This is a genomic window from Leyella stercorea (assembly GCF_021531355.1).
GTDB lineage: Bacteria > Bacteroidota > Bacteroidia > Bacteroidales > Bacteroidaceae > Prevotella.
In genome coordinates this window covers 39732-64205 of sequence record NZ_JADYTS010000009.1, presented here as the reverse complement: position 1 = coordinate 64205, position 24474 = coordinate 39732, and the positions used below count along the sequence as shown (strand labels likewise).

The 24474-nt window shown below is 43.4% G+C and carries 25 protein-coding genes and 4 pseudogenes; 17 read left to right on the top strand and 12 right to left on the bottom strand.

Annotated elements, in window-relative coordinates; all coding sequences use genetic code 11:
- The first annotated feature begins 80 nt into the window (after positions 1–80).
- The gene (gene nadD, locus I6E38_RS04170; RefSeq protein ID WP_235392829.1) at positions 81–656 is read left to right on the top strand and encodes a nicotinate (nicotinamide) nucleotide adenylyltransferase; all 576 of its coding nucleotides are present in this window, start codon (positions 81–83) and stop codon (positions 654–656) included.
- 93 nt (positions 657–749) lie between these two features.
- On the opposite strand, the gene I6E38_RS04165 is transcribed toward nadD, so the two are convergent.
- The 5 genes from I6E38_RS04165 to I6E38_RS04145 form a co-directional block, all read right to left on the bottom strand.
- Positions 750–1418, bottom strand: a complete 669-nt coding sequence (locus I6E38_RS04165; RefSeq protein ID WP_235392828.1) for a NigD1/NigD2 family lipoprotein — start codon at positions 1416–1418, stop codon at positions 750–752.
- A gap of 41 nt (positions 1419–1459) precedes the next feature.
- Positions 1460–2605, bottom strand: coding sequence for a 1-acyl-sn-glycerol-3-phosphate acyltransferase (locus tag I6E38_RS04160; RefSeq protein WP_235392827.1), 1146 nt, complete (start codon positions 2603–2605; stop codon positions 1460–1462).
- A 213-nt stretch (positions 2606–2818) separates the two neighbouring features.
- On the bottom strand, positions 2819–3820 hold the full coding sequence (locus I6E38_RS04155) for a D-alanine--D-alanine ligase (RefSeq protein WP_235392826.1): 1002 nt from the start codon (positions 3818–3820) through the stop codon (positions 2819–2821).
- A gap of 18 nt (positions 3821–3838) precedes the next feature.
- A complete protein-coding gene (locus I6E38_RS04150; protein ID WP_407936640.1) occupies positions 3839–4906 on the bottom strand; it encodes an RluA family pseudouridine synthase in 1068 nt (355 codons plus the stop codon).
- Positions 4907–5073: 167 nt separating this feature from the next.
- Positions 5074–5733: a PASTA domain-containing protein gene (locus I6E38_RS04145; RefSeq protein WP_235392825.1), complete on the bottom strand. Its 660-nt coding sequence runs from the start codon at positions 5731–5733 to the stop codon at positions 5074–5076.
- Positions 5734–5898: 165 nt separating this feature from the next.
- Between I6E38_RS04145 and I6E38_RS04140 the strand changes: the two genes are divergently transcribed.
- Positions 5899–6900: a hypothetical protein gene (locus tag I6E38_RS04140; RefSeq protein WP_235392824.1), complete on the top strand. Its 1002-nt coding sequence runs from the start codon at positions 5899–5901 to the stop codon at positions 6898–6900.
- On the top strand, positions 6897–8093 hold the full coding sequence (locus I6E38_RS04135) for a GH25 family lysozyme (RefSeq protein ID WP_235392823.1): 1197 nt from the start codon (positions 6897–6899) through the stop codon (positions 8091–8093). Before I6E38_RS04140 ends, I6E38_RS04135 begins: the two co-directional genes overlap by 4 nt.
- A 541-nt stretch (positions 8094–8634) precedes the next feature.
- On the opposite strand, the gene I6E38_RS04130 is transcribed toward I6E38_RS04135, so the two are convergent.
- Positions 8635–9615 carry a hypothetical protein gene (locus I6E38_RS04130; RefSeq protein ID WP_235392822.1) on the bottom strand — a complete coding sequence of 327 codons (981 nt, stop codon included), beginning with the start codon at positions 9613–9615 and terminating at the stop codon, positions 8635–8637.
- A 506-nt stretch (positions 9616–10121) separates the two neighbouring features.
- Between I6E38_RS04130 and I6E38_RS04125 the strand changes: the two are divergent.
- Positions 10122–10493 (top strand): annotated as a pseudogene (locus tag I6E38_RS04125) (DUF4143 domain-containing protein); the annotation flags it as partial.
- A gap of 12 nt (positions 10494–10505) precedes the next feature.
- A complete protein-coding gene (locus I6E38_RS04120; RefSeq protein WP_177833236.1) occupies positions 10506–10892 on the top strand; it encodes a hypothetical protein in 387 nt (128 codons plus the stop codon).
- Between the two features lie 216 nt (positions 10893–11108).
- Here the strand turns inward: I6E38_RS04120 and I6E38_RS04115 are convergent, their stop codons facing one another.
- The 3 genes from I6E38_RS04115 to I6E38_RS04105 are packed head-to-tail and all read right to left on the bottom strand — an operon-like array spanning position 11109 to position 11912.
- The gene (locus I6E38_RS04115) at positions 11109–11444 is read right to left on the bottom strand and encodes a DUF4134 family protein (protein WP_407936639.1); all 336 of its coding nucleotides are present in this window, start codon (positions 11442–11444) and stop codon (positions 11109–11111) included.
- Positions 11441–11650 (bottom strand): hypothetical protein, encoded by a 210-nt coding sequence (locus tag I6E38_RS04110; RefSeq protein WP_235392820.1) that lies wholly within the window; start codon positions 11648–11650, stop codon positions 11441–11443. The genes I6E38_RS04115 and I6E38_RS04110 overlap by 4 nt, the downstream gene beginning before the upstream one ends.
- Complete coding sequence (locus tag I6E38_RS04105) at positions 11607–11912, bottom strand: hypothetical protein (protein ID WP_235392819.1); 306 nt, start codon at positions 11910–11912, stop codon at positions 11607–11609. Before I6E38_RS04105 ends, I6E38_RS04110 begins: the two co-directional genes overlap by 44 nt.
- 445 nt (positions 11913–12357) lie before the next feature.
- On the opposite strand from I6E38_RS04105, the gene I6E38_RS04100 reads away from it, so the two are divergent.
- Genes I6E38_RS04100 through I6E38_RS04090 form a run of 3 tightly spaced genes read left to right on the top strand, consistent with a single transcriptional unit; the run spans position 12358 to position 15213 of the window.
- Entirely contained in the window at positions 12358–13512 is a 1155-nt protein-coding gene (locus I6E38_RS04100; protein ID WP_235392818.1) for a DUF262 domain-containing protein, read from the top strand.
- Positions 13487–14488 (top strand): AAA family ATPase, encoded by a 1002-nt coding sequence (locus tag I6E38_RS04095; RefSeq protein ID WP_235392817.1) that lies wholly within the window; start codon positions 13487–13489, stop codon positions 14486–14488. Before I6E38_RS04100 ends, I6E38_RS04095 begins: the two co-directional genes overlap by 26 nt.
- Before the next feature lie 5 nt (positions 14489–14493).
- Positions 14494–15213, top strand: a complete 720-nt coding sequence (locus I6E38_RS04090) for a hypothetical protein (protein WP_235392816.1) — start codon at positions 14494–14496, stop codon at positions 15211–15213.
- Between the two features lie 106 nt (positions 15214–15319).
- On the opposite strand, the pseudogene I6E38_RS04085 reads toward I6E38_RS04090, so the two are convergent.
- Positions 15320–15547 (bottom strand): annotated as a pseudogene (locus tag I6E38_RS04085) (IS66 family transposase); the annotation flags it as partial.
- 182 nt (positions 15548–15729) lie between these two features.
- On the opposite strand from I6E38_RS04085, the gene I6E38_RS04080 reads away from it, so the two are divergent.
- The 5 genes and pseudogenes from I6E38_RS04080 to I6E38_RS15300 all read left to right on the top strand — a co-directional run bounded on the left by I6E38_RS04080 (position 15730) and on the right by I6E38_RS15300 (position 19096).
- Positions 15730–16989: an ATP-binding protein gene (locus I6E38_RS04080; RefSeq protein WP_235392814.1), complete on the top strand. Its 1260-nt coding sequence runs from the start codon at positions 15730–15732 to the stop codon at positions 16987–16989.
- A gap of 5 nt (positions 16990–16994) precedes the next feature.
- Positions 16995–17285, top strand: a complete 291-nt coding sequence (locus I6E38_RS04075) for a hypothetical protein (RefSeq protein WP_235392813.1) — start codon at positions 16995–16997, stop codon at positions 17283–17285.
- Positions 17286–17473: 188 nt separating this feature from the next.
- A pseudogene (locus I6E38_RS04070) lies at positions 17474–18134 on the top strand (BRO family protein); the annotation flags it as partial.
- A 321-nt stretch (positions 18135–18455) separates the two neighbouring features.
- Positions 18456–18752: a PD-(D/E)XK nuclease family transposase gene (locus tag I6E38_RS15305; protein ID WP_262912323.1), complete on the top strand. Its 297-nt coding sequence runs from the start codon at positions 18456–18458 to the stop codon at positions 18750–18752.
- Positions 18692–19096, top strand: a complete 405-nt coding sequence (locus I6E38_RS15300; protein WP_262912322.1) for an Rpn family recombination-promoting nuclease/putative transposase — start codon at positions 18692–18694, stop codon at positions 19094–19096. The genes I6E38_RS15305 and I6E38_RS15300 overlap by 61 nt, the downstream gene beginning before the upstream one ends.
- Before the next feature lie 170 nt (positions 19097–19266).
- On the opposite strand, the gene I6E38_RS04060 is transcribed toward I6E38_RS15300, so the two are convergent.
- Positions 19267–19815: a hypothetical protein gene (locus I6E38_RS04060; protein ID WP_235392812.1), complete on the bottom strand. Its 549-nt coding sequence runs from the start codon at positions 19813–19815 to the stop codon at positions 19267–19269.
- Positions 19816–19942: 127 nt separating this feature from the next.
- Positions 19943–20173, bottom strand: a complete 231-nt coding sequence (locus I6E38_RS04055) for an HAD domain-containing protein (RefSeq protein WP_235392811.1) — start codon at positions 20171–20173, stop codon at positions 19943–19945.
- Between the two features lie 503 nt (positions 20174–20676).
- On the opposite strand from I6E38_RS04055, the gene I6E38_RS04050 reads away from it, so the two are divergent.
- The 4 genes and pseudogenes from I6E38_RS04050 (at position 20677) to I6E38_RS04035 (ending at position 24474) form a co-directional block, all read left to right on the top strand.
- On the top strand, positions 20677–20889 hold the full coding sequence (locus I6E38_RS04050; RefSeq protein WP_235392810.1) for a helix-turn-helix transcriptional regulator: 213 nt from the start codon (positions 20677–20679) through the stop codon (positions 20887–20889).
- A 31-nt stretch (positions 20890–20920) separates the two neighbouring features.
- Positions 20921–21172 (top strand): annotated as a pseudogene (locus tag I6E38_RS04045) (BRO-N domain-containing protein); the annotation flags it as partial.
- 83 nt (positions 21173–21255) lie between these two features.
- Positions 21256–22170 (top strand): hypothetical protein, encoded by a 915-nt coding sequence (locus tag I6E38_RS04040; protein ID WP_235392809.1) that lies wholly within the window; start codon positions 21256–21258, stop codon positions 22168–22170.
- Positions 22171–22212: 42 nt separating this feature from the next.
- Positions 22213–24474, top strand: coding sequence for a hypothetical protein (locus I6E38_RS04035; RefSeq protein WP_235392808.1), 2262 nt, complete (start codon positions 22213–22215; stop codon positions 24472–24474).

The following is a 24474-nucleotide window of genomic DNA, read 5'->3' as shown; positions in this document are numbered from 1 at the left end:
TGGGTAACAGAACGAACCAAAACGCTTAGGAAAGTGAGCTAAATTTGGTACAACGAACTGAACACCCTATTAAGTAAATTATGAACAGGATAAAGACCGGCATTTACGGCGGCTCGTTCAATCCCATACACAACGGACATATAGCCATTGCACGCAAGATGATTGAACTTGCCGGACTCGACGAAGTTTGGCTCATGGTGTCGCCGCAAAACCCTCTGAAGCATTCGGCCGACCTGCTCGACGAGCAGCTGCGTCTCGATATGACCCGCATAGCGCTTGGGCCATATCCACAACTGAAGGCTTGCGACTACGAATTTCATCTGTCCCGCCCTTCATACATGTGGCACACGCTGCAGTCGCTTAGCAACGACTATCCCGAACGTGAATTTACACTACTCATAGGTGCCGACAACTGGGCTGTATTCGACCGCTGGTATCATGCCGACGACATCATTGCCCACTACCCTATCGCAATTTATCCGCGCTCGGGATATCCTATAGACACAGCAAAACTGCCACAAACAGTTAAGGTTTTTGATACCGGTCTATACGATGTGAGTTCCACTCTTGTGCGACAATACATCAACGAGGGTAAAGACATCACAGCGCTCATCCCCAATGAGATAACAGCTCTCGCACAACAGTATTACAAATGATTCTCCACATAAACGACAGGAGGCTATGGCGAAATGCCACAGCCTCCTGTTTCTTTTGTATTAGGGTAATGTCAAGACAGAGACACTACCTCTTTATTTACACTCCAAAGTCTTCGTCACCTCACCGCTATATGTATTCACAGTGATGCTTACAGCGTCAATATCGCCCAAATCCTTAGTGTCGATGCTGGCATAGCGTTGCACTGTGTAATATTCGGGCACGCCTCCCTGGTCGTGATAAAGCTTCAGATGACGTATGCGCTTGCCATCATTGCCGACAGTCGTGCCACAATCTACAAGCCCGAGCGTCTGCACGGCATCCTCACCGTCAGTCTTGCCCGCCTTCAGTAGCAACGACATATTGATATATCCGCTTTTGGCAGCCCATACGCTCTCCAATCCAACGGGGTCGGTGTGCATATCCTTCACCTTGCTTTGCTCCATCGGTCGTAGCACAGGCACAGCCGACACCGAACGGGCCTTCACCTTCTTGCTGCCATCGGTAGCTACATCGTAGTACAGCAATGCGCGATAGATGGTGTCAGCCTTGGTCATCCACGATGTCGTGAACGGATTGCTGATGCTGAGCGTTGTGCCATTGTCAAGGTCGGCAGACGTAGCCGAGCGGTTGGATGCAGTATGCAGCACTGCCAATTCGGCGGTGAGATACGACAGACTGCCATCGCCCGACTCATAGCCGTCGTGCTCGCACGATGCAAGCACAGCAGCTGCCAAACCCATTAGTAATGTTCTGATTTTCATCGGCAATAATGCTTCGCAATATACTAAACTCCAGCGACTTATTACAGTACGCTCATCTGGTTTCTGACGGGGTTGGCATACATTGTCAGCATGCGCTCGCGCAGGAAGTCGACATCGGGATTGGGCAACTGAATCTTAGCCATCTGACCTTGCAGATAAGCCTCAAAGCGCTGACGGTCTTCATCGGTGTAGCGGTCGGCATGAGCCTTTGTGCCTTCGAGAAGGTCGAGAGCCACGAAGTTGGACGGATAGAGACGATAGCCACGCCAGATGTCATGGTCGATATGTTCAGCCACAGCCTTGTAGAAGTCGGCCTTGGGCATATCGTCGGGCAACTGCTCGAGCCACTCGTCGATGCACGGAGCGCAATGATAATGGATGTGTCCCTTGAATCCCATAATGCCAGTCTGCATGCTGATGACATCGTCCATAGAACCCTTCTTCCATCCCTCAACATCACGACGCAGCTGGAACTCCTGAGCCTTTAGGAAGTCGCACGGATCGAACTCATAGCTTATGGCAAGCGGAACGATGTTCAGCGACAGCAAGCGTTGCTTCACAGAGCCTTCGCCACCCATCGTCATCATCTTGAGAATAGCCTCCTGAGTGCGGTCGTTAGAGTCCTTGGCGCGTCCCTCACGCTGAGCTATCCACACGTTGTCGTGCTTTTCGTTGATGACAAAGTGCATATAGTCCGACAGTCGTTTGGACGATACAAGCATCTGACGCATTGACAGCGAGCGCTCCACAATGAACGACTTGTTGATGCGCACAATGTCCTTCACCCACGGCAACTTCAGCAGATTGTCGCCGATGGCAATCTCGGTTGTAGTGTCGCAACCTGCATCAAACAGCAGTTTGTGCAACAGAGCCGAGTCGAGCACAATGTCGCGGTGGTTGCTCACGAACATGTAGCGACGCTTGAGGTCGATGTTCTGGAAATCAGAGTCAATGCCGAGGCTTGCCTTAGCAAGAAGATTTTGCAGGAAATCGTAGCAGAAAGCCTTCTGAAACTCAAGGTTTGTGCGACACTGGTGCATCTTCTGACCAATCATTTCTACCGGAACTCCAGGATAAAGATAGGCCAACACCTGCTTGAACTGCTCGTTCTGCAACAAGCGGTCGAACACTTCGGGCAACTCTTCCGGCTCAAACGGCCGGATAGCGTCAAATTGATGTATATCCATAGGTGAGAGTTTTGAATTTTGAGTTTTGAATTTTGAATTGGTTGCCTGTGGCAATTTTGAGTTTTGAATGTTGAGTTTTGAGTGTTGAGTTTATGAACTTTTGAATACGATTTCTGTTTTATTGAACCGTTTGAATTCCAAATTCAAAATTGAGCAATTCAACATCGGCGAAGCCGACAAATTCAAAACTCAAAATTCAAAACTCAAAATTCATTAAAACTGATTCTCCACAATGTCGGTCAGCACTTCCTTAATGTCGAGTCCGGCGGCGCGTACCTGCTGCGGGATGAAGCTGGTAGCAGTCATGCCTGGAGTAGTGTTGATTTCGATCATGTTGATGACATCATTGCCATCGGCATCCTTCGAGATGATATAGTCGATGCGGATGATGCCGTTGCAGTGCAGGATGTCGTAAATGCGACTTGTCTCCTCAGCCACACGCTTGGCGGTTTCGGGAGCGATGCGAGCCGGAGTAATCTCCTGCACCTGTCCGTTGTACTTGGCGTCATAGTCGAAGAACTCATTGCTTGTCACCACCTCAGTGGCGGGGAACACTACCGACTTCTCGCGAGTCTTGTAGCAGCCGATTGAAATCTCGGTTCCCTTCATGAACTTCTCAATCATCACCTCGTCGCACTCCATGAATGCCACGCGCAAAGCCGGAGCCAGCTGGTCAGCATTCTTCACCTTCGACACACCGAAGCTTGATCCGTCGGCAGCCGGTTTTACGAAGCACGGCATACCAAGCTCACTCTCGATAAATTCATCGGTGTACTTGTTTTCCTCGCCGCGGCGAATCAACAGACTCTTTGCCACGTTGACTCCCCATCCGCGCAGATAATTATTGAGCACATACTTGTCGAAGGTCATAGCCTCAACAAGCACGCCTGATGTGCTGTATGGAATGTGCAGCAACTCAAAGTAACCCTGCAGCACGCCGTTCTCACCCGGTGTACCGTGTATTGTGATATAGGCATAATCGAATACGACGGCCTTTCCATTCTCAAGAAACGAGAAATCGTTCTTGTCGATAGTTGCCGTTGTGCCGTCTTGCAGGTCGACATGCCAGTCCAGCCCCTTCACATCGACGATATACACGTTATAACGATCTTTGTCGAAGAAAGAATACAGTCCCTGCGCTGAGCGCATTGACACGTCATGTTCTGAAGAATCGCCGCCGCAAACGATGGCGATGTTACGTTTAAGAGTTTCCATTATATATAATATGTTATATTATTTGTTGCTGAATGTGTCGCGCGTAGTTCCTCCCAGATATGCGCGCCATTTGTCTATGAGCTGCGCCAGATCGGCAGGCAACTCGCTTGTGAAGTCCATCTGCTTGTGTGTCGAGGGATGAACGAAGCCCAACGTGCGGGCGTGCAGAGCCTGTCGCGAGCACAGCTTAAAGCAGTTCTGTATGAACGCCTTATATGTAGCCGAGCGTTCGCCGCGCAATATCTCCATTCCGCCATAGCGTTCGTCACCGAAGAGCGGATGTCCTATATGCTTCATGTGGGCACGAATCTGATGCGTACGACCAGTCTCCAGTCGGCACTCTATCAGCGTTACGTAGCCGAAGCGCTCAATCACGCGCCAGTGCGTCACAGCCTCCTTGCCAATACCCGACTCGGGCGGCATCACAGTCATGCGCAATCGGTCTTTAGGGTCGCGTACTATGTTGCCCTCAATGCGTCCCTCGTCCTCGGTGAGGTTACCCCACACCACAGCGTTGTACGAGCGGTGCGTGGTCTTATTGAAGAACTGCAGTCCGAGAGCCGTCTTCGCCTTCGGAGTCTTTGCCACCACGAGCAGTCCACTTGTGTCCTTGTCGATACGGTGCACGAGTCCCACTTCGGGGTCGTTGGGGTCGTAGCTCTCCACATTGCGCATGTGCCAGGCTATGGCATTGACCAATGTGCCGGTGAAGTTGCCCGCTCCCGGGTGCACCACCATGCCAGCCTCCTTGTTCACCACCATCAAGTCGTCGTCCTCATACACCACGTTTATGGGCAGGTCTTCAGCCACGATGCTTGTGTCGTGGCGTGGGCGGTCGAGCATCAGCGTCACCACGTCGCCGGGGCGCACCTTGAAGTTGCTCTTTACGGGGCGTCCGTTGACGTGTACAAAGCCGGCATCGGCAGCCGTCTGAATACGGTTGCGCGACGAGTGCGGCAGTTTCTCGCACATATATTTGTCGACTCTCAGGGGCTGCATGCCGGGATCGGCCTCAAATCGGAAGTGCTCGTACAGCTGCCCGGTCTCGTCGTCCGACGCATCAGCGTCATAGCCTTCTACAGCCATGTCCTGCACGTCAAGTTCGTCCATTATATCTATATTGTCTGTCATATCCTTAACTATGTAGAGTTTTGAATTTTGAGTTTTGAGTTTTGAGTTGGTTGCCTTCGGCAATTATGAATTTTGATTTTTGAATTCTCAATTCAAAATTCAACATTCAAAATTCAACATTCTCATTCGTGTATTTCTTGGAATTCATCTACGTCGCCCACTTCTTCCATTTGCTCTTCGGGCAGCAGCTCGGGCGCGTCGGTGTAGTCAATCTCTTCGGTAGTGTCGCGCTGACCGTTGCCCACCTGGATGGTGATGTAGTCGTCAATGCCGATACGGTCGCCAGCCTTGACCTGGCGTCCGCGCACCACGAGTCCGTACACCCAGTCTTTCTCGCCCTCTACAAACATAGGTCGGGTAATCTTGAATCCCATAGCCTGCAGTTTGGCCATAGCCTCACGCAGCGATGAGTTGTCGATGATGTCGGGCACAGAGAGCGTAGGCGTGTGCGAAGCGTTTACGGTGAGGTAAATCACGTGTCCCGACTTCACGCGGTCGCCCGGTGCAGGCGACTGCTCCAGAATACAGTCGGGCGGCAGTCCGCGCACATATCCCGTGTCGCTCACCACCACAATCATTCCAGCCTCGCGCAACAGATAGTCGGCATCGGCAAACGCTTTGCGGCGCACGTCGGGTATTGCTATCGACTCTCCGTGATGAGTGTACACGTCGAGCCCGAACTTAACGCCCGCGCACGCTGCCACCACCACAAGAGCCATGGCGCACAAATTGCCCCACAGATAACGGCTTTTGAATTTTTTGATGAATTCAGAAGGGTTCATACTTACTTTTCGTCATTTTCTATTTATGCAAAGTTACGATTAACATCGGAATAAACAAAATATATGGCTTAAAAAGCGTGAAACTATTGGCTTTTTATTATACGCCGTATTGATATTATTTGTAATTTCGCAATCCGAACAAACTTACATATACACATATATATTATGAAACCACACACAAAGACAATAGTCGGCGCTACCACAGTACTCATCATAGCCGTTGCGGCATGGTGCACATGGCAGACATGGCCGTCGAGTGCCTCCAGCATGCGCCGCACAGCCATAGTCGTCGAACAGCTTACATGGCACGAAGTGACGGTAGACAACCGCCCCGTGCTATACTTCGATTCTGCCGAGGGCGACTCAGCCCTTATCGGCATCACATCCGTGCGCGACTCAGCCACACACCGCCGACTCACAATGGGCTTCTGGACCAACAGTCTGCCGCTACTGCCCACCTGCCGCGGACGCGTAGTGGCTCCCTACACAGCCGAGGGCGGCGTGCCGCACAGCCTCAACGACTCGGCTATAGTGCGCCTGTGCCGCCTCTCTGCCGACCTACAGCTCAAGCGATTGCAGACACAGAAGTCCGAACTCGACTACTACATACGTGTGCATGGCGTTCAGGACAACGGCTATCAGCAGATAGCATCGCTCGCCAACAGCATCAACCACGCCACCAATGCCGTAAAATCCGCACGCCACATCATCGACAGTTTGGCTACTGACAAACGTCAACACCACTTTGCACTCTGCACAAAAGCCACATTCACCGTGACCGGACACGACGACGAGGGCAAAACCATACGCCTTCCGATGCACCTCGTCAGCCGCGACAGCACCTTGCAAATGGCTGTGCTGCAAACCACCGACCGTAGCACACCCGACTGGGCTAAACCCGCCAAGTTGCAACTCTGGAACGCCTCAACGCCACGCACCATTCTCACAGCAGCCACCCCGGCTCTCGGCGTGCGCGGAATAGAGTCGGACACCGTAAGCCCCATCATCGTCCAGGGCACCGTGCAAGCATCGGGCTGCCACAACATGTCGCGCCTGCTCGCCCCCGACGGAGCACCCGTATACACCAGTCGCGGCCACTTCATAGGCGTAGTAAGCGGAAAGAAAATCATCTCGCGTCGCGAAATCAGTAAACTGTTGAAGAAATGAAGACACACATCACACATCTGTTTATATTAGCGCTGCTCTTGCTGACGTCGTGCCGCGACATCACGCCCGACACCATAGTCAGCCAGCGCGGCAAATACACCTATTGCGGCACCGTAAAGAACGGCCGCTACGACGGCTACGGCACGCTCAGCATAGGCGACAGCACCATATACGCCGGACAATGGCGCGACGGCAAACGCAGCGGAAAGGGCGTGAGCCACGACTCGCTACATCACCGCATCGTTGGCACATGGCGTGCCGACACACTGGTGCGAGGCACATGGACCGACTCTACAGGCACCTATTCGGGCGAGATGAACCGCGACGCCATTGCCCACGGACACGGCACCTTTGCCGACGCTCAACAAGGATTCTACTCCGGACAGTGGCGCGACGGACAGCGCACGGGATTCGGATTTGCACTCCTGCCCAAGAAGCATCTGCGCATAGGCGAGTGGTCGAAAAACCGATTCCTGGGCGAACGGCTCGAATACACCGCCGACCGCATCTACGGCATCGACCTTTCGCGCTTCCAGCACGACGTAGGCCGACGCCACTACCCCATCGACTGGAGCCGTCTACGCATAGCCCACTTAGGAACAATATCGCGCAAGCATGTACGCGGCAAGGTAGACTATCCCGTATCGTTCTGCTACATCAAGTCGACGGAGGGCACAACCATACGCAACCGCTACTTCCGTGCCGACTATACGGCTGCCCGCCGACGCGGCATCAAGACCGGAGCCTACCACTTCTTCTCCACACGTACGCCTGCCGACCGCCAGGCACGCTTCTTCATAGCCAACTCAAAATTCTCGAAGGGCGACCTGCCCCCGGTTCTCGACGTTGAGCCAACCCACGCTATGATCAAGAAGATGGGCGGACCCGAAGCCCTGTTCCGTGCCGTGCGCACATGGCTGCGCATCGTAGGTCAGCACACCGGCACCCGCCCCGTGCTTTACATCTCGCAAACATTCGTCAACCGTTACCTCCCTTCCGCACCCGACCTCAAGCGCGACTACAACATCTGGATAGCACGCTACGGCGAATACAAGCCCGACGTACACCTCGTCTACTGGCAGCTATGCCCCGACGGACGCGTCACCGGCATACGTCCCGAAGTAGACATCAACGTATTCAACGGCTATCGCTCCGAATACGAAGACTTCCTGCAGCGCGAATGCATCAGGTAGACGGAGGCGGAGCAGAGCTCCGGATGTTGTGGTGAGATGTTGAGATGGTGTTAACTACCAGAGAAGAGCCGAGTTAGTACAATATGCAAATATTGTACAAGCAGTAAAAAAGTGTTACAAAATAAAAATCGATTCTAGAGATTTCCAGAGTCGATTTTTATTGTTTTTATAGTGTCCGACACCCCGTTGATTGTCATTCAAGGCTTCTTTGCACTCCAACTGTAGCCCTTTTGCTATGCAATAGTTGTCCTTTTAGAGGGCAAAAGGACTACAGTTGCCCTCTAAATGTAGTCCATTTGAAATAAAATAGAGCTTTTTTATGCCGCCAATATTTGTACAACAACATCTTAATCGGCATAACATTCTGTGTATGAGCCACATAACAAAACCATTCAAAACTGCCATCTGAACGCACCAAAGATTTCTTGTGCGTTCAACTCGCAGTTTTGAGCGGTAAGAAATGCAAATATTGTTGTGGAATGAGGCTTTGGTGAGGGGTTAGTGCCAAGCTCCAGTTGAGGTAGTGTGGAGTTGAATTACCTTATTTTTTAAAGTACACCTTTCTGTTCTTTATATATAGTCCCTTATTAACTCTTCGAATTTTTTGACCCAAAATGTTGTATATATCATCTTTTTTATCAGCATCAGAAACTACGAGTTGATTAATTGATGTTGGTTTTGGTAAAAATTTTACATTTACATAGGTATACCCATAGATTCTCTCCGAACTATCTTCTACGGAGACACAACATTTAGTAATCCCATTAGCATCTGTTGACACCTTATGAATGGTTATAGGGTGTTCATCGTTACCTTTCACAACAATACTATCTTTTATATCATCAATTTTCTCTTCCGAAACTTGAAATATGTGTGAAGATAAATCAATAGAATAGTCACCTTCTTCATCCCACCACGATATACCATTGAAACTAATATCCAATGGTTTTTGTTCTTTTGTTTCAAAGCAAATTGCTACATAATTTGAAGAAATAGGCTCATCATCATTGTTTGTAATATCAGTATTGTCATCATTATTAGCTTTCACACCTAATACCAATATTTGATGTTTTGGATTGAATTTTATTTTTTCCTTGTTCTCTTTAGAAATCTTTACAGGTATCGATACCATCGATTCATTGAATTTGATTTTATCATTCTCTATATTAAAAAGAGAACTATAATCAACTTTTTGTACATTTCTGGTGCGAGGATTTGTTTTTGTTATAACATAAGCGTCAATTTTAAACGAATATCCTTGAATATCTGCACCAGCAGGATTTACATAATAAGATAAAACAGAAGAATAGTCTGATGAATATTCTATATCCTGAACAAATGATTTATAGCCATCATTTGTATGGTATGTAACACTCGGCCCATTTGAAAATTTTGAGCATTCCATTCCATCATAATACATATGAGCATCGAATACTAAGGAACGTAATTTTACACCGTCTTTGCCTTGCACGAATAACGTTACAAAACAACAACATAATAATAGAATTAATTTTCTTGTCATAATAATTATATATTTAACATCCAGATTGTTTACGTTACAAAGGTAGTGCAAACCGAGAGAAATACAAAAATAAATCACATTTATTTTTTATTTCCGAGGTGCAGCCTACCTTATTAAAAGGTAGTGCAAATGAGCGGAATATCAAAACAAATACGAAGTTTTGTTTTGTATTCCCGAGTGCAGCCTACCTTATTTAAAGGTAGTGCTTTACCACAAAAGCACCCGATGGATTGCCCCAAAAATCACAAATGAAACACCTCAAAAATTACAAATGAAACACCACAAAAGTTAGTTGCAAACCACCGCAAAAGTTAGCAATAAAACAGCGCAATTCATAGTATTAAACATCCACAAATATCAGTTTTTGCTTGCAAATACAACTGAATACCACTAACTTTGCACATATAATCAAATTACGACTAAAATATGTAGAGACGATATCTCCAGAGTGGATGGCGTACAAAGGGATGAACGGACAACTCGTGCAATATTTAACATCTTAACCATTGATGACTCAGCTCAAAACCTTTGGTTTCATCTTTGAGCAGATGTGTGCGAGAGACCTTCGGGCTTATACTCCAGGTTTTGGCAATCATCTGTCATACTATCGCGACCGCTACGGATTGGAAGCCGACTTGGTGCTTCATCTTGACGATGGACGCTATGCTCTGATAGAGTGCAAACTTGGCAGCCGTGAGATAGAAGAAGGAGCCAAACATCTTTTGGAAATTAAACGACTCATTCAAGTGCATAATGAGACAGAAAAGCAGGTGCCGCTGCGCGAACCCGACTTGATGATTGTCATGACAGGTGGCAGCATGGCTTACACACGCCCAGACGGAGTCAAAGTCATACCGCTTGCTTGTTTGAAAGATTAAAAAAGACATGTCATGAATGATATCAGTAAGGACAAGGATTATCAAGAATTCTTTGCAGGAATAAAAGAGTTGGCAAAGGGACTTATGCAGATTCGTGAGAGAGCAGCCATAGAATATGCTCCCATTGTAGAGGAGTTCTGTGCGAGGAAACACGCAACTGCAAATGAAGTAGGCCGAATGCTTGACTATCTGTTTGAGTTTGCCGACGACGAACGCATATTGCTTATGTACAAGAAAGTTTGCCGAAGATTCGTCTATGATTATCCCGAAACCATAAGTTATTACATCATGGAGTACAGAAAAGAATATGACCGTGAAAGTCTTATCGGTACCGAATATGAATATCTGCTTCATGAGGATGATGAATTGTTTGACAAAGAACATAAAACAAAACAATAAAAACAGAATAGAATATGGGAACAGCATTACTGGCACTCTGCTTCTGCGCATTGTCGCTCGTTCTTGCCTTGTTTGTGGGCATATCGCCCATAAGCAACAAGGCAAAGATTAGGTTTATAATTCTTTGCCTTGTTAAACATTCTTTTTCCTTTTGATTGTTAATCGTTATTTTTATATACTCGTCTGCAATTGAGTCTGTTGTTATCCTAAATCCTTTTACCATATACTATAGCCGAAGAAGGCAGGGAATACGATAGATGCGCCCCAAATGAACAGGCAGGCACCTACAAGCATCATGATGGCTTTCGTCACTCCGTCTTCTCCAATATTTATCTTGACGTATATCTGTAAAGCGGAAATAATTGCTACTATAGCTGCTATGGCGTAGAGCAGGTAAAGCACATACAGCATCATAGTTACCACATAGTCGTGCATACTTGCCAGTACGTCTGCTCCCCAACTATAGTTCACGCCTCCGCACTTGGCATTGGCCAGAATGGGGATGCCCAACAAGATTGTGGACAATGCCCAATAAGTTCTTTTCATTCTCATAGCTCATTCTTTACCATGTGCCATTTCAACTTCGGGTCTCGCATGATCATTGCCGTGTACAGTTCCTGGTCTGTCATAGGGTTGGACATGAACGTATCCGTATCTTCCAACAGTTTCTCCATCTTCGCTTTAAATTTGTCGAAAGCACTTTCGTTGTCAGTGTCATCGGATTCGTCCGTTCCGTTCTGTTTCAGCGGACTGTTCATTGCCTCCGTTCGTATTGTCTGCATCATTGCCGGTGACGGCATCCACCTGCGTATCGTAACTGTTTCCACCAATGCAGAAGAAAGCGTCGTTTTCTTCAACAGCGACGCTTTCTTCTGCATCGGCCATACTGCTAACGCCAATAACTTCCTCGGCAGTCTTGGCATCATCTTTCTTTCCATAAAGGTCTTTGGTGATGATAACAGCGTAGTAGATGATATAAATCGCTGTTAATACAAGTACGAATGTCAAGTATGAACTCATATCTTTTTAAATATTGATTAATCTGTGCTACAGTCAGAAAGGCTGCGAATGCCCATTGTGATACGTTAATTTGATTGGTATTATCTTACCAAGCACCTCTCTGAAACGGTTGCAAAGAAACTCTGAAAGATTGGGATAAAAGAAAAACAGCCCTGACGAGGACTGTTTCTTAACATCAATTGTAGATAAAATAAAATCAAACTTGTTTTTCATACTTGGAAGTATCTGTTGGTGGCTAAATATTATGGGATTGCAATATTGGCGACTCCGCTTAATATGTTTCTGCTTTTAAGCACAGCCTGTATGTCGGAAGTGGGACAGACAGGCCTTCTTTTACTTTCTTATCACTTGTCACTACCATTGATTTTCAAAAGTTTTTCTGTTTGCAGACTTAAGTGTCGCTAAAAAATACTACCTTTGTACTTGAATGACAAAAGAATAGAGTATGCAGAAAGAAGAATTTGACAATAACACTGAAGCTGATTTCTTGGAAGGGGAAACCACCGATATCGGTGGTTTAGAATCCGTTTACCCTAATGCGGAAGTGCGAGTTGAAAAAGCACAATATAGCACCATGCATTTGAAACGATTGGTAGAGGAAAGAAAGGAACTAGTGATAGACCCTGATTTCCAGCGTAACGACGTGTGGAGTGCCAAACAATCTGCAGAATTGGTCGAATCGATTCTCATGGGTATACCTATTCCGACAATTTATCTGTTTGAGATGAAAGATGGCACCAAACAGGTAGTTGACGGAAGACAGCGTATCTCTGCGATTCTAAACTTTTTGAATAATAAGTTCAGTTTGAAAGATTTGAAAATTCTTCCACAATGTAACGGGAAGACATTCTCCGAATTGGATTTCAAGATGCAGGGTATATTTGAAGACTACCAGTTGTCCTTTTACATCATACAGCCCCCTACACCGGAACGAGTAAAATATGATATTTTTGACCGTGTCAATCGTGGTGGAACAAGACTGACCAATCAAGAAATGCGCAACGCACTTTATAAGGGACATTCTACAGTCATGCTGAAAGACCTTGCCGCCTCTTCTGTATTCTTGAATGCAACAGGAAGGGGCATAAGCAGCAAACGAATGAAAGACCAATACGTAATATTGCGCTCCATAGCATTTTATTTGCTGAAGAAAAAGCAACATGAAGTATTGGAACAAAATGGAGAAACCATTGAATACAAAAGCGACATAGATGATTTTCTTGCCAAAACAATGATATTCTTAAACGAGAAAGCTTCAAAAGAACTATTGGAAGATTGCAAGAATACTTTCTATAGAGCCATGGATAATTGTTATAATGTCTTGGGTAGAGACGCGTTCCGATTTGATTCAGAATCGGGTAATCGACGCCCCATAAATATGCCTCTTTTTGAAGTGCTTATGTACGTTTTCTCAGACAACAAATTGATGGAAGATGTTGATTACACGAAGAAAGAAGTAGAAAATTTCAAAAGGAAATTCGATCATCAGCAAATGTTCTCAGGTAACGTTGACTCTACGACAAATCTGAACGACAGATATGACTTGGCAGAAGAACTCATAAAACAAATAAGCGATGCTATCAAAACTAACAATAAATAACTTCAAGTCGCTTGAGCATCAAGAACTTGAACTTTGTCCGCTGACCATATTGACGGGATTGAACTCAACCGGGAAATCAACCTGCTTTCAGGCAATTCTGACCGCATTGTATTATTCGTCCCCTATGGCTTCCTTACTCATGGATGGCATGGACTTTACCTTTGAAACCTTACGCAACAGGAATGTAAACGCAAAGGAGCTAAGTATCGTATTATCCAATGAAGGAGACCAAATCCACTGTAAAATGGATACAGATGGAACAGTGTGCATTAACGGATTAAATATTGATTTAGAAAAAAATGTGTTTTATCTATCTGCCAACAGACTGGGATTTAGTGAGATGGAAACAATCTCACCTAAATACAAAGTAGGCATAGCAGGTGAATACCTTTTCGGAACTTTTGAGCAGGAAAAGTCTAGCCCTATTGATAGAGGACTTCTTATACTCAATGAATCAGAAACGTTGTCATCGCACATAAACTATTGGCTTTCCTACATATTGGGAATTAAGTTTGAGATGCAGACAGAAAAAGTGAGCCAAACAAAAGTAAAGGTGGTTTATAAAAGTGATGATTTGCCCAACTTATCTCCTCAACAATTAGGAGTTGGTGTCAGTTATCTGGTAAAAACATTGATAATGTGCTTACGTTCCCAGAAAGGGGATTTACTGATGATTGAGAATCCGGAACTTCATTTGCATCCAGCTGCTCAAGCACGCTTGGGAGAATTCTTTACCTATATTGCCAACGCAGGCATTCAGGTGCTGCTTGAAACCCATTGCGAACACCTTATAGACAAATTGCAATATCAGATTTTCAAAGGTAAATTTGATCATGACAAAGCTGTTGTTTATTACAAGGGAGGAATTACTTCACCTTTTGAAACAATACGCTTTACTGAAGGAGGCAAATTCGAGACTTCTTTTCCAGAAGGCTTTTTTGATGCCACATTGGAAAATTTATTGGAAATAGAATAAAAGACATGGGGAAAATTATAAATGGCGTTGTACTTGATGATGACTTGTTTCGGGAATATCACAAGTTTCAAAAAGGCGAAAAATTTGACCAAAAGAAAATCAAGCAGTTACTTCATTATTATAAAAACAGTATAGTATCCAATATCAAGCAATATGAGGACAACGGTGTGGATTTGGAACAAAACTTAAAAAATCATATGCTTCATGATGGATTAAGGAAACAACCTCTGGAAGAATTAGCAGAAAATAGCACTTGGTATAAAATAATCCTGAGTTCCACTAAAGACACATATCCTTATGTTAACATAATGGATGATAAACAACGATTGGAAAATAATTATTCTGCAAGTTTTGATATGGCAGAACCACGTGATCTTGCTATAAAGCATTTGACATCAATTTGCCTTCATGCCAAGAAAGTTGTTCTGTATGATAAATATTTCTCCGTTAAAGATAGAAATGTTGATTTGATCAAAAGAATATTGCCACAAAAGAAATTGGAGATTATATACAACGACATAGACAACAAGCATATAGAATTACTGAAGCAGCATTGTGGCACATGGAGTTTTACCAAGAATCCACAAATGAAGAATCGACATGACCGCTATTTGATAGTGGACGATAAAATAGAGATTATTTTAACTAGTGGCTTTGATCATTTGAATGATACGTCAGGAGATTTCACTTACATCGTAAGATATGTAGAAAAATCAAGGTTCTAAGCACAATATTTTGAACAGTGTCTAAGTAGCCCTGATTTGTTGTTTTAAGATTAAGCGTATCCGCGATGCTAGTAGATACACGTCAAAAAAAATATCGCTCAAGCTTTTATTCTTGAGCGATATTTTTTTGTTTCCATTTATCCGGCAGCAATTCCCGGTACTTACTTGGCGGTGTTCTTGGTGACAGTGCTGCAGCTTTGTTGATGACATCAGATATATAGTCAAAGAAGTTGATACCTTGCAGTCTGCAGGAGCATGCAAGCGAATAGAACATGGTTGCCCGTTTGGCACCGGCATGTGACCCGAAGAAAAGTGAGTTTCTTCGGGAATTAGATTTTTTATTCACGCAGCAAAGGTAAAGAGATAAAAAAATATGGACAAGGCTGCATCGCGGATACTTCACGTTTCTTTACTTGGTAAACGCTGTTTTTTTCATTGATTGTGCTGGCTTTTGGGATAAAGATGTTATCTTTGCGGTGTAAAATATGATACCAATATCAAAAAAAACACTCTAACATGATATTTGAACGTAAGAAATACTTGGATGAACTTATTGCAGGACGTGGAAACGGTCTTGTGAAGATTATAACAGGTGTCAGACGATGTGGAAAGTCTTTCCTGCTGTTTGATATCTGGCATAACTGGTTGTTGGAACATGGGGTGGCTGATAGTCACATCATCGAAATACAACTTGATGATTTCCGAAACAGGCGGTTGAGGAAGCCTGATGCCTTGCTCGACTATATAGATTCAAAGGTTATGGATGATGGCAATCCTTATTATATAGTCTTGGACGAAGTACAACTCGTAGAAGAATTTGTGGAGGTTATTCTTAGCTTGACACACATGCGGAATGTAGATGTGTATGTGTCAGGCTCAAACTCTCGTTTTCTGTCAAGTGATGTCGTGACTGAGTTCCGAGGCAGAGGTGACGAGATACGCATCTGGCCTCTCACTTTTGACGAATACTTTAGTGGTATTGGTGGAGATATACGCAAAGCTTGGTTGGATTACTATACTTTTGGAGGACTACCACAGGTGGCTTTGCTTGAAACGGAAGAAAAGAAAACAGACTATTTGCGTGGTCTGTATGAAACGACCTATCTACGTGACGTAATTGAGCGCAACCATCTACGCAATCCAGAAGGAATGAAGGAACTGGTGCGTGTAATAGCCTCGGGCATTGGTTCGTCAACCAATCCAACAAGAATAGCCAATACCTTTCAATCTGCACAAGGAGCAACCATAAAAAGAGACACTATAAAACAATACATTGACTATCTGAAAGACTCTTTCTTGATAGAAGAAGCCTTGCGCTATGATGTGAAAGGCAGAAAGTATATCGGCACCGAGACTAAATACTACTTCGCAGACATCGGCATTCGTGCAGCTATTCTCAACTATCGCCAACAAGAGGAAACGCACATTATGGAGAATATCATCTATAATGAACTCCGTAGTCGTGGATATAATGTGGATGTAGGATTGGTAGAGCTTGGTGGCAAGGATGAGAATGGCAAGTTTGTCAGAAAACAGTTGGAGGTAGACTTTGTGGTGAACCGCCATCCATACAGAGTGTATATCCAATCGGCTTTCCACATGCCTACGCCGGAGAAGGAACAGCAAGAACGTCGCCCATTATTGTCAATCAATGACCACTTCCGTAAGATTGTCATTGTTGGCGATGATATTCACCGCAAGGAGGACGAACTCGGAGTATTGACTGTTGGGGTGTTGGATTTCTTGACGGACAAAGATTTACTTGAACTGGGATAAACGTAATGATGATATTTAGAGATATGCTATGGACAAGCAGCTTTGAAACAGCATTGAAGTTCTGCGACAACTGGCTAAAGTCATACCCCAATTCCATCATGCTAAAACGAATTCGTGCAGAAGTGCTGGTCGATGGGTATGTCATAGACAATTACACGAAAGAAGGTTCATTCAACATGCTCGCTCAGGCATATTCGGCTAATAACAACGAGCCGATGGCCACCAAAATGCGGTCAGAATATGAACGCATCAAGAAGCAAAAGAAGGGATTGTATGATTCCTGTAAAGGGTTGTAAATTTAACAAGAGTAAGCGTATCCGCGATGCTAGTATATACACATCAAAAAAATATCGCTCAAGTTTTTATTCTTGAACGATATTTTTTTGTTTCCATTTATCCGGCAGCAATTCCCGGTACTTACTTAGCGGTGTTCTTGATGGCAGTGCTGCAGCTTTGTTGATGACATCGGATATATAGTCAAAGAGTATGCGGTGTGCTGACTGATAGCAAAGATGCCAATGCTTATTGGAGAAAGCTGAAGCAGAGACTCAAAAAAAAAGGTAATGAAACCGTGACAAATTGTCACGGGGTGAAACTTCATGCCTCTGACGGCAAATTGCGCTTGACAGACGTTGCCGACACAGAGCAACTCTTCCGCATTATCCAGTCGATTCCTTCACCAAAGGCAGAGCCTTTCAAGGTATGGATGGCACAGGTGGCAAGCTCTCGTTTGGAACAAATGCAGGATCCGGAAAAGAGCATAGACCAAGCCATCGTTGACTACAAGCGTTTGGGATATTCAGATGCTTGGATAATATGCTTCTCTTACCGACATCATTACCCGAGAGTGGAGTGGAATGACAACCAAACAGTACAAGAGTTTCAAAGGTCTGAAGAAGGAAAGCCTGCGCGACAACATGACCAACATGGAAATAGCCCTCAATATGCTTGCCGAGGCATCTGCCACGGAGCTGTCCAAACAGCGCAATCCTAACGGATTTCATCAGCAAAAGCAAGTGGCTAAGGATGGTGGTAGCGTTGCGAAAGCCGCACGCACACAGTTGGAATCAAAGTTGGGACATGGAGTGATATCGCAAGCTAAAGCAAGTGATTATCTGCCTAATATAGAGACTAACAAAGAATAAGAATATTCTTACGGACTATCAACTGAAAGGGCCCAAAGAAAAAAAAGAAAGTTATCCCGACACTCCGAGCCATTCTGCTTATTTCATGATTCGAATAAGGAAGCCAAGTGAAACAGATGCCGAGAGCGGATGGCATTTATGCTGGTAAAGCTGAATAACTTGGAGAATGTTGTTGATAAAAAGATACGAATGGTTTGGCTTTCAACGTGCTACATTAAGCAACAAAAAATTCCACAACTATATATTTATTTGCGCTGTCAACGTTTGAAAATCAACAAAATTACCGTATATTTGCTGTTGGAATAAAAAAAATGCAGCATTATGGTAGAGAAATACATTAATCCACATACTGATTTTGGTTTTAAGCGACTCTTCGGTTCTGAGTTCAACAAAGCGTTGCTCATCAGCTTTCTGAACGCTATGTTTCATGTCGAACAAAACGTGCAGGACGTCACGTATCTTAACTCAGAACAGCTTGGCGACAGAGTTTATGCACGCCGTGCAATCTTCGATGTTTATTGCGAGAACGACAAGGTAATCCGGTATACACCATCGGTTTGCTCAACTTCAACTTTGCCGAAGGTCTGCAGAATGCCAAACGTTGGCATCATGAAGTGAAGTTGATGGAGGTGGACACTCACGAGGTGTTATACGACAAGCTGACATATATATATGTAGAGATTCCGAAGTTCGACAATCAGGAACGCAAATTATACGAAGACAGCGTCAACGCTTACCGCGATATAGTCAACGCCATAAGAACAGCAGAAAAGAAAAAATTTGCGGAAGGCATGGCTAAAGGCGAAAAAGCGGCTAAAGTAAACAAAGAGCATAAAACACCCGATGGATTACCACAAAAACACATAATCAAATGCCACAAAAACTACAAACAAAATACCTCAAAAACTACAAATAAAACACAGCGAAAACTACAAATAAAATACAGCGAAAGTTACAAATGAAGTGCCGCAAAAGTTAGTTCAAAATTACCACAAAAGTTAGCAACAAAACAGCGCAATTCATAGCATTTAATATCCACAAATATCAGGCTCTGCTTGCATATACAACAGAATATCAGTAACAATACCACTTGCTTGTTTGAAAGATTAAAAAACAGAATAAGATATGGGAATTACCCGTCAATCCATACTGTCAATGCCTTTGACAGTGCAAAATCCTGCAATTGTGCGGCTATGCAACGACTAAAGAAGTCGAGCACACGACCATAACAATCCATTGCAATCTTACCGTCAATGCTGAGAATGGCATTATTGCTACACACACGTATTTCCATAGGAGGGAATACATCTATATAGAAATAGTCCATATCATCACCGGCTTGATAAGTCTGAAATCTTCTTTCATTCAACAGCTCCAGACGAGCGGAAGTGTCGGGAAGAGCTTTCAATGCCTCTATCACATCTGCCGCATCTGTTCTTTCATCCTTCGTATAACGCAGGGCATAGAACTTTTCAATCAGCGGCACAAGTTCTTTATCAAGAACTTCCTTCTTGATAGAATATTCATAATACGTTTCTTCTTCACGACGTTCGTAAATTTCAGATAAGTTATACTTATCCTCCACTTTACCGAGAATTTCCTCAACCGATTTGCCATCAAGCTGTTTCTCTTTTCTAACGGATGCCTTCAAACGCAATCCTACTGCAAGATACTGTCCCATAATGCCTTTTTTTAATAATACTAATGTTCAGACGCAAAGATACCACTAATTTCTTATATATGAACGTGAATGGCAATCAACTTTTCAAACCAAAATTCATAATTTCAGTTGTACGCCTTATTATTGTTTATTCTGATAAAATCCCGATGGCTCTTGTAGCGAGCGTTTCAGTAAGACCGTCATACGAGTCGGTCTGGACGAAGTGTGGGAGTTGCGACTCCAGGATTACGTATCCGTCATCGATAATTACATACGGAGCCTGCTGCATATTGTTGTCATAAAGCCACGACGCTATTTCCGCGCCCTTGCTATGCAGCACCGTCGGGTCTGCAACGTCAATGTCTGCTGAAAGCAACACGCTGCCGCTGATGACGCCGAGTGTTCATACCCCCATCAAGGTCAAGAAATATAATCTTGTCAGTAACTGCCATTGGTAAGAAAATATTAAGAAACTTAGATCTTATAGAACGTCAATTCATTTAAACAAGAAAGGCGTACAACCGATTTCTAAACAAAATTTCAGTTGTACGCCTTTTATTATTTATTAGGATTCTGATTTACAGATTGGTCTAACTTACTTGACCTCCTCAAAGATTATCACCACTGAATATCAACGTGTTATATTTATATGGTACAAATATGGATGCTTATGATGATAGGTAAAAGTAGGGAAAAATAGGAAAATCAAGAGAGGAGTGAGTGAGCTTTGTTCAGATTTATGTGTTATCACAAACGGAGGAGTATTCTTTTTAAAAGTGAACTTTTCTCACCAAATTGGTAGATAAACATAAAATATTAGATGCTTTCTGCTCGATTGTTGTGTTTTATAGCTACCTTTGTAAGCAAAACATATATATGAATATGGCAAATAGAGAATTGAACAGGCTAAAAGTGGTCCTTGCAGAAAAGAAGAAGACTAACAAATGGCTTGGCGAACAACTGGGAAAGGACAAGACCACCATATCAAAATGGTGCACAAACACCTGTCAGCCTGACTTGGGCAGTCTGATGAAAATTTCAAAATTGCTTGAAGTAGAGGTGACAGATCTTCTTAGAGAAGATAATATTGATTGACAATCAAGATAATGAAATAGGAAAAAAGAATATGACGAAGAAGGAATCTCTTCAACTGTTTGAAGAAAAGAAGGTGCGTACCGTATGGGACGACAAGGAGGAAAAATGGTATTTCTCCATTGTGGATGTGTGCGGTGTGCTGACTGACAGCAAAGATGCCAATGCTTATTGGAGAAAGCTGAAGCAGAGACTCAAAAAAGAAGGTAATGAAACCGTGACAAATTGTCACGGGTTGAAGCTTCGTGCCTCAGACGGCAAATTGCGCATGACTGACGTTGCTGAATTCCTTATTTTTATTGACTTTGTATGTCAAATATTCTATAAAAAACTATATGCTACTCAATTTCTAAATTATATGCGTTTGTAATGACAGATGAGAATGTAGAGTATGTCCATACTTCATATTTGGACATTTTAAGAACTCGTGGAATGCAAGGACTTCAAAAGAATATGCCTTTGTGGAAGTTCAAGCTATCAGAAGAAGAGTATGAGGCTTTGAAACAGACGTTGAGAATTCATACAAGTGACCTCGCCAAATATGGTGAGGAAGCGGCTTTGTGCTATGCGGAGTGGTGGCGAAGAGACTATAAGGGCAATATTCCTTCCAAAGAAGATGTTGCTATGGGTATTGGAATTCATAGCAGTTATGCCAACGAGCTGTATAAAGCTGCGAGAGAAGCACTACAAAAACATGGTTATACGTTTTTACATTCACTAAAAGGAACTTTATATTTTCGTACACTACTAAATCAAGGTGGACTACCAATAAACTATATTACAAACAGTGGTAATATGGGCAATTACTCTCGGTTCTTAAAAGAATTGGTGAGTGAACTGTCATTAATAAATATTGATTGGAACGAAGTAGATAGCTCTATAATACAACAGTTTAATTGCATTTCTTATTTGGGTAAGGCTTTTAAGAATGAGAACATCTATGATGTTTCCATGCAGATAGCCCACGCCGTCATTGTGGGAGAAAAAGACATTCTTCCTTATGATGATACAGATGCATCGCTTGCAGAATTGACCAAGTCATTGGAAACTGCATATAGTCGTGCGAAAGCACAGCGCAAAACACGTCCACTTTCCTTGCATTGGAAACTAAGAACTATGGAGAATGGGAAAGGGTATCTTTATGTAAACATGGATGTTGTCAAGGATATTTCGTCAGATTCCATTCCTGGTTTAAACATAATGACATGCTATTCCTTTGATGTGTTTGTTGCAGGAACGCTTGTGGGTAAATATGTGAGGAAAGACAATGTTAGAGATGAGTAAGGCAATGTCTTGTCTGCAATATATACACGTATCAATGTAGGTATGCATAGCGATATTTTGTGGACTGGTGAACCAGTGGTAGAGGTAAAGGTAAGATGTGATAACGATGATCGATTGTTCTTGACGATAGCAGGTTGTTATCCACCAAACTTTGAATACCCACAGGTGTTCCAGATGTTGGATGACCATCTTTATAGTATGTCAAAAACTGCCAATGTCGAGAATAATATGGCAATATTTTCTCACGAGTGGAAAAATGGAGAATCCTTGCCAATTACCATTTGTGACAAAGAACTCTATTATAACGCATTTACGGATGAACTGGATTTACAAAATTCTGAAACAGCTGAAGAGGTTAAGTTGACTAATGACTTCACACCATATGCTGTAGAATTCTCTAATAACTATATCTCTTGGGTTGAAAAGTCAAACTATAAATTGTTATCAACGATACCATATGTTCGTGTGTATGACCAAGAGAAACATCGTGTTCAGAACTGCGCTGTAAAATATAGATTCAGAAATGATAATTACATCAAATGGCGTAGCTTGAAGTCTTACTGCGTCTTTCCTTGTGGATTGGTTGATATTCGTGTGGAGTTGCCCGATGGGCATACTGTTACGGAAACTTTCTATTCAATAGGAAAATTGAAGTTTACTTCTGATAATGAAAGTGTCTTCTCGACGAACATCATTTGCTCGTGTGGTGCAGATATGCTTCCTAAGATTAATATGCAAGAGGGAGTTGATATTACGGAATTGGGAACCAACAAATGGATGGTTAAGCGAAGTAAGGACAGTAAGTTTACACCATCTGTATGTGATTTCAGCCTTTACTGTGCTGGGAATCCAACTTTGCGTTTGTCCATAGCCATTCCTTTTGATGGAGTGACCGTTACGGATATAAAAGGAAATATCGTACCAAATGGAAAGATTGTTTCATTGGCTAACTTGACAAACTTTTGTGTTGTAAGCCATGGTTGTTATGGTAAAAAACGCAATATAGATGTGTCATACGTTTCTGATAAGTTTGAAGATTATAGCTTATTGAAACATTTGCGCAGTAAGGTGATAGATGGGTTGGTATCTCTCGCTGACTATAATGACCTTATTGTTCGCATGTTTAATCTGTATGGCGCTAATAGTTTTGACCGTTCCAGTTCCGTAGCCATGAATATTTATGGTACAGAGATATTCATTAGAAAATTCGTATTGGAGTCAACCATTGAAGACGGAAAGATAAGGGTCATCGACAGTACTGAAGAAGATACTGATGATTTTCTCTATGATGGCGAAGTTTATGCGTTTCCTGTTGGAGATGAACTTTCATCAGAAGACTTCTTTGTTGTAAAATTGGAGCGATTAGATAATTCTGAGAATCTGTTCACATTCCCAGATGACTTTAATCAACAAGAGGTCGTTGTGTTTTCGGGTCCAGAGGCAAAGCGTAGGATAATTCCAAAATATTACAATAGGGAGGCTTATGATTTTGATAAACAAGAAAGAACTGTACGTTCTTCTAGCAATACAAAAGATTGGTATGAGGCTTTGAAAAATGAGGATGTCATGATGGGCAAACATTGGAAAGATGTATGTAAGGCGTTTGACATTTGTAGCCGATATAATTTGCCTTTCCCAACGTATAATGGATTAAAGCCAATAGGACGCAACTCCAGATTGTTGGCAAAGTTTGTCATTGCCATGTGGCTTAACGAGTACAAGGATGTCTTGTCACAAGATATTGATAGGTTTGAGCAAGAGATGGTTGTTGCAATTCATTGGATTCCTGCCAAGATTTGGGAGGAATGTATTGAGGAATTTATGGCAAGTGTTCCCGAAGTATTGCAGCCTATGATGTTTAGGAAAATGCAGTCTTTGGTGGAGCTGTTGCAAGAATTGTTTAATTCTACAATGTCAACGGATATAGCACAAACTTTTGCAGCTTTCCTTGTTTCTGGTAATGTTGATGCAGGAAGGGCATTTAATATAGCAGACATTAATGCTTATTGTGCAAAAATACATGGTTTGTCAGATACGAATAAAGACTTGCCGATTGCCAAATTCTCGTTGAGCAATGCTTATTACAATGAAGGACAAAGGTTATTGCCTTCGTACAGGGTTATGTTAGAGGCTGCTATGTGCGCTGCCGAAAATACATGCCTTCAAGAAAATTGTATAGACTTGTTCGCTTGGGAAAACAGGGAGTTTGCTCGTATTGTCAATTTCTACAGAAAGTATTTCAAAGAGACATACAGCGACATTTTCTTCAAAACGGTTAAATATATTAAGACATTAGATAGATAA

Coding starts and splice junctions, on each gene's coding strand:
- nadD (WP_235392829.1), top strand. CDS start 81: ATGAACAGGATAAAGACCGGCATTTACGGCGGCTCGTTCAATCCCATA.
- I6E38_RS04165 (WP_235392828.1), bottom strand. CDS start 1,418: ATGAAAATCAGAACATTACTAATGGGTTTGGCAGCTGCTGTGCTTGCA.
- I6E38_RS04160 (WP_235392827.1), bottom strand. CDS start 2,605: ATGGATATACATCAATTTGACGCTATCCGGCCGTTTGAGCCGGAAGAG.
- I6E38_RS04155 (WP_235392826.1), bottom strand. CDS start 3,820: ATGGAAACTCTTAAACGTAACATCGCCATCGTTTGCGGCGGCGATTCT.
- I6E38_RS04150 (WP_407936640.1), bottom strand. CDS start 4,906: ATGGCTGTAGAAGGCTATGACGCTGATGCGTCGGACGACGAGACCGGG.
- I6E38_RS04145 (WP_235392825.1), bottom strand. CDS start 5,733: ATGAACCCTTCTGAATTCATCAAAAAATTCAAAAGCCGTTATCTGTGG.
- I6E38_RS04140 (WP_235392824.1), top strand. CDS start 5,899: ATGAAACCACACACAAAGACAATAGTCGGCGCTACCACAGTACTCATC.
- I6E38_RS04135 (WP_235392823.1), top strand. CDS start 6,897: ATGAAGACACACATCACACATCTGTTTATATTAGCGCTGCTCTTGCTG.
- I6E38_RS04130 (WP_235392822.1), bottom strand. CDS start 9,615: ATGACAAGAAAATTAATTCTATTATTATGTTGTTGTTTTGTAACGTTA.
- I6E38_RS04120 (WP_177833236.1), top strand. CDS start 10,506: ATGAATGATATCAGTAAGGACAAGGATTATCAAGAATTCTTTGCAGGA.
- I6E38_RS04115 (WP_407936639.1), bottom strand. CDS start 11,444: ATGAGAATGAAAAGAACTTATTGGGCATTGTCCACAATCTTGTTGGGC.
- I6E38_RS04110 (WP_235392820.1), bottom strand. CDS start 11,650: ATGAACAGTCCGCTGAAACAGAACGGAACGGACGAATCCGATGACACT.
- I6E38_RS04105 (WP_235392819.1), bottom strand. CDS start 11,912: ATGAGTTCATACTTGACATTCGTACTTGTATTAACAGCGATTTATATC.
- I6E38_RS04100 (WP_235392818.1), top strand. CDS start 12,358: ATGCAGAAAGAAGAATTTGACAATAACACTGAAGCTGATTTCTTGGAA.
- I6E38_RS04095 (WP_235392817.1), top strand. CDS start 13,487: ATGCTATCAAAACTAACAATAAATAACTTCAAGTCGCTTGAGCATCAA.
- I6E38_RS04090 (WP_235392816.1), top strand. CDS start 14,494: ATGGGGAAAATTATAAATGGCGTTGTACTTGATGATGACTTGTTTCGG.
- I6E38_RS04080 (WP_235392814.1), top strand. CDS start 15,730: ATGATATTTGAACGTAAGAAATACTTGGATGAACTTATTGCAGGACGT.
- I6E38_RS04075 (WP_235392813.1), top strand. CDS start 16,995: ATGATGATATTTAGAGATATGCTATGGACAAGCAGCTTTGAAACAGCA.
- I6E38_RS15305 (WP_262912323.1), top strand. CDS start 18,456: ATGGTAGAGAAATACATTAATCCACATACTGATTTTGGTTTTAAGCGA.
- I6E38_RS04060 (WP_235392812.1), bottom strand. CDS start 19,815: ATGGGACAGTATCTTGCAGTAGGATTGCGTTTGAAGGCATCCGTTAGA.
- I6E38_RS04050 (WP_235392810.1), top strand. CDS start 20,677: ATGGCAAATAGAGAATTGAACAGGCTAAAAGTGGTCCTTGCAGAAAAG.
- I6E38_RS04040 (WP_235392809.1), top strand. CDS start 21,256: ATGACAGATGAGAATGTAGAGTATGTCCATACTTCATATTTGGACATT.
- I6E38_RS04035 (WP_235392808.1), top strand. CDS start 22,213: ATGCATAGCGATATTTTGTGGACTGGTGAACCAGTGGTAGAGGTAAAG.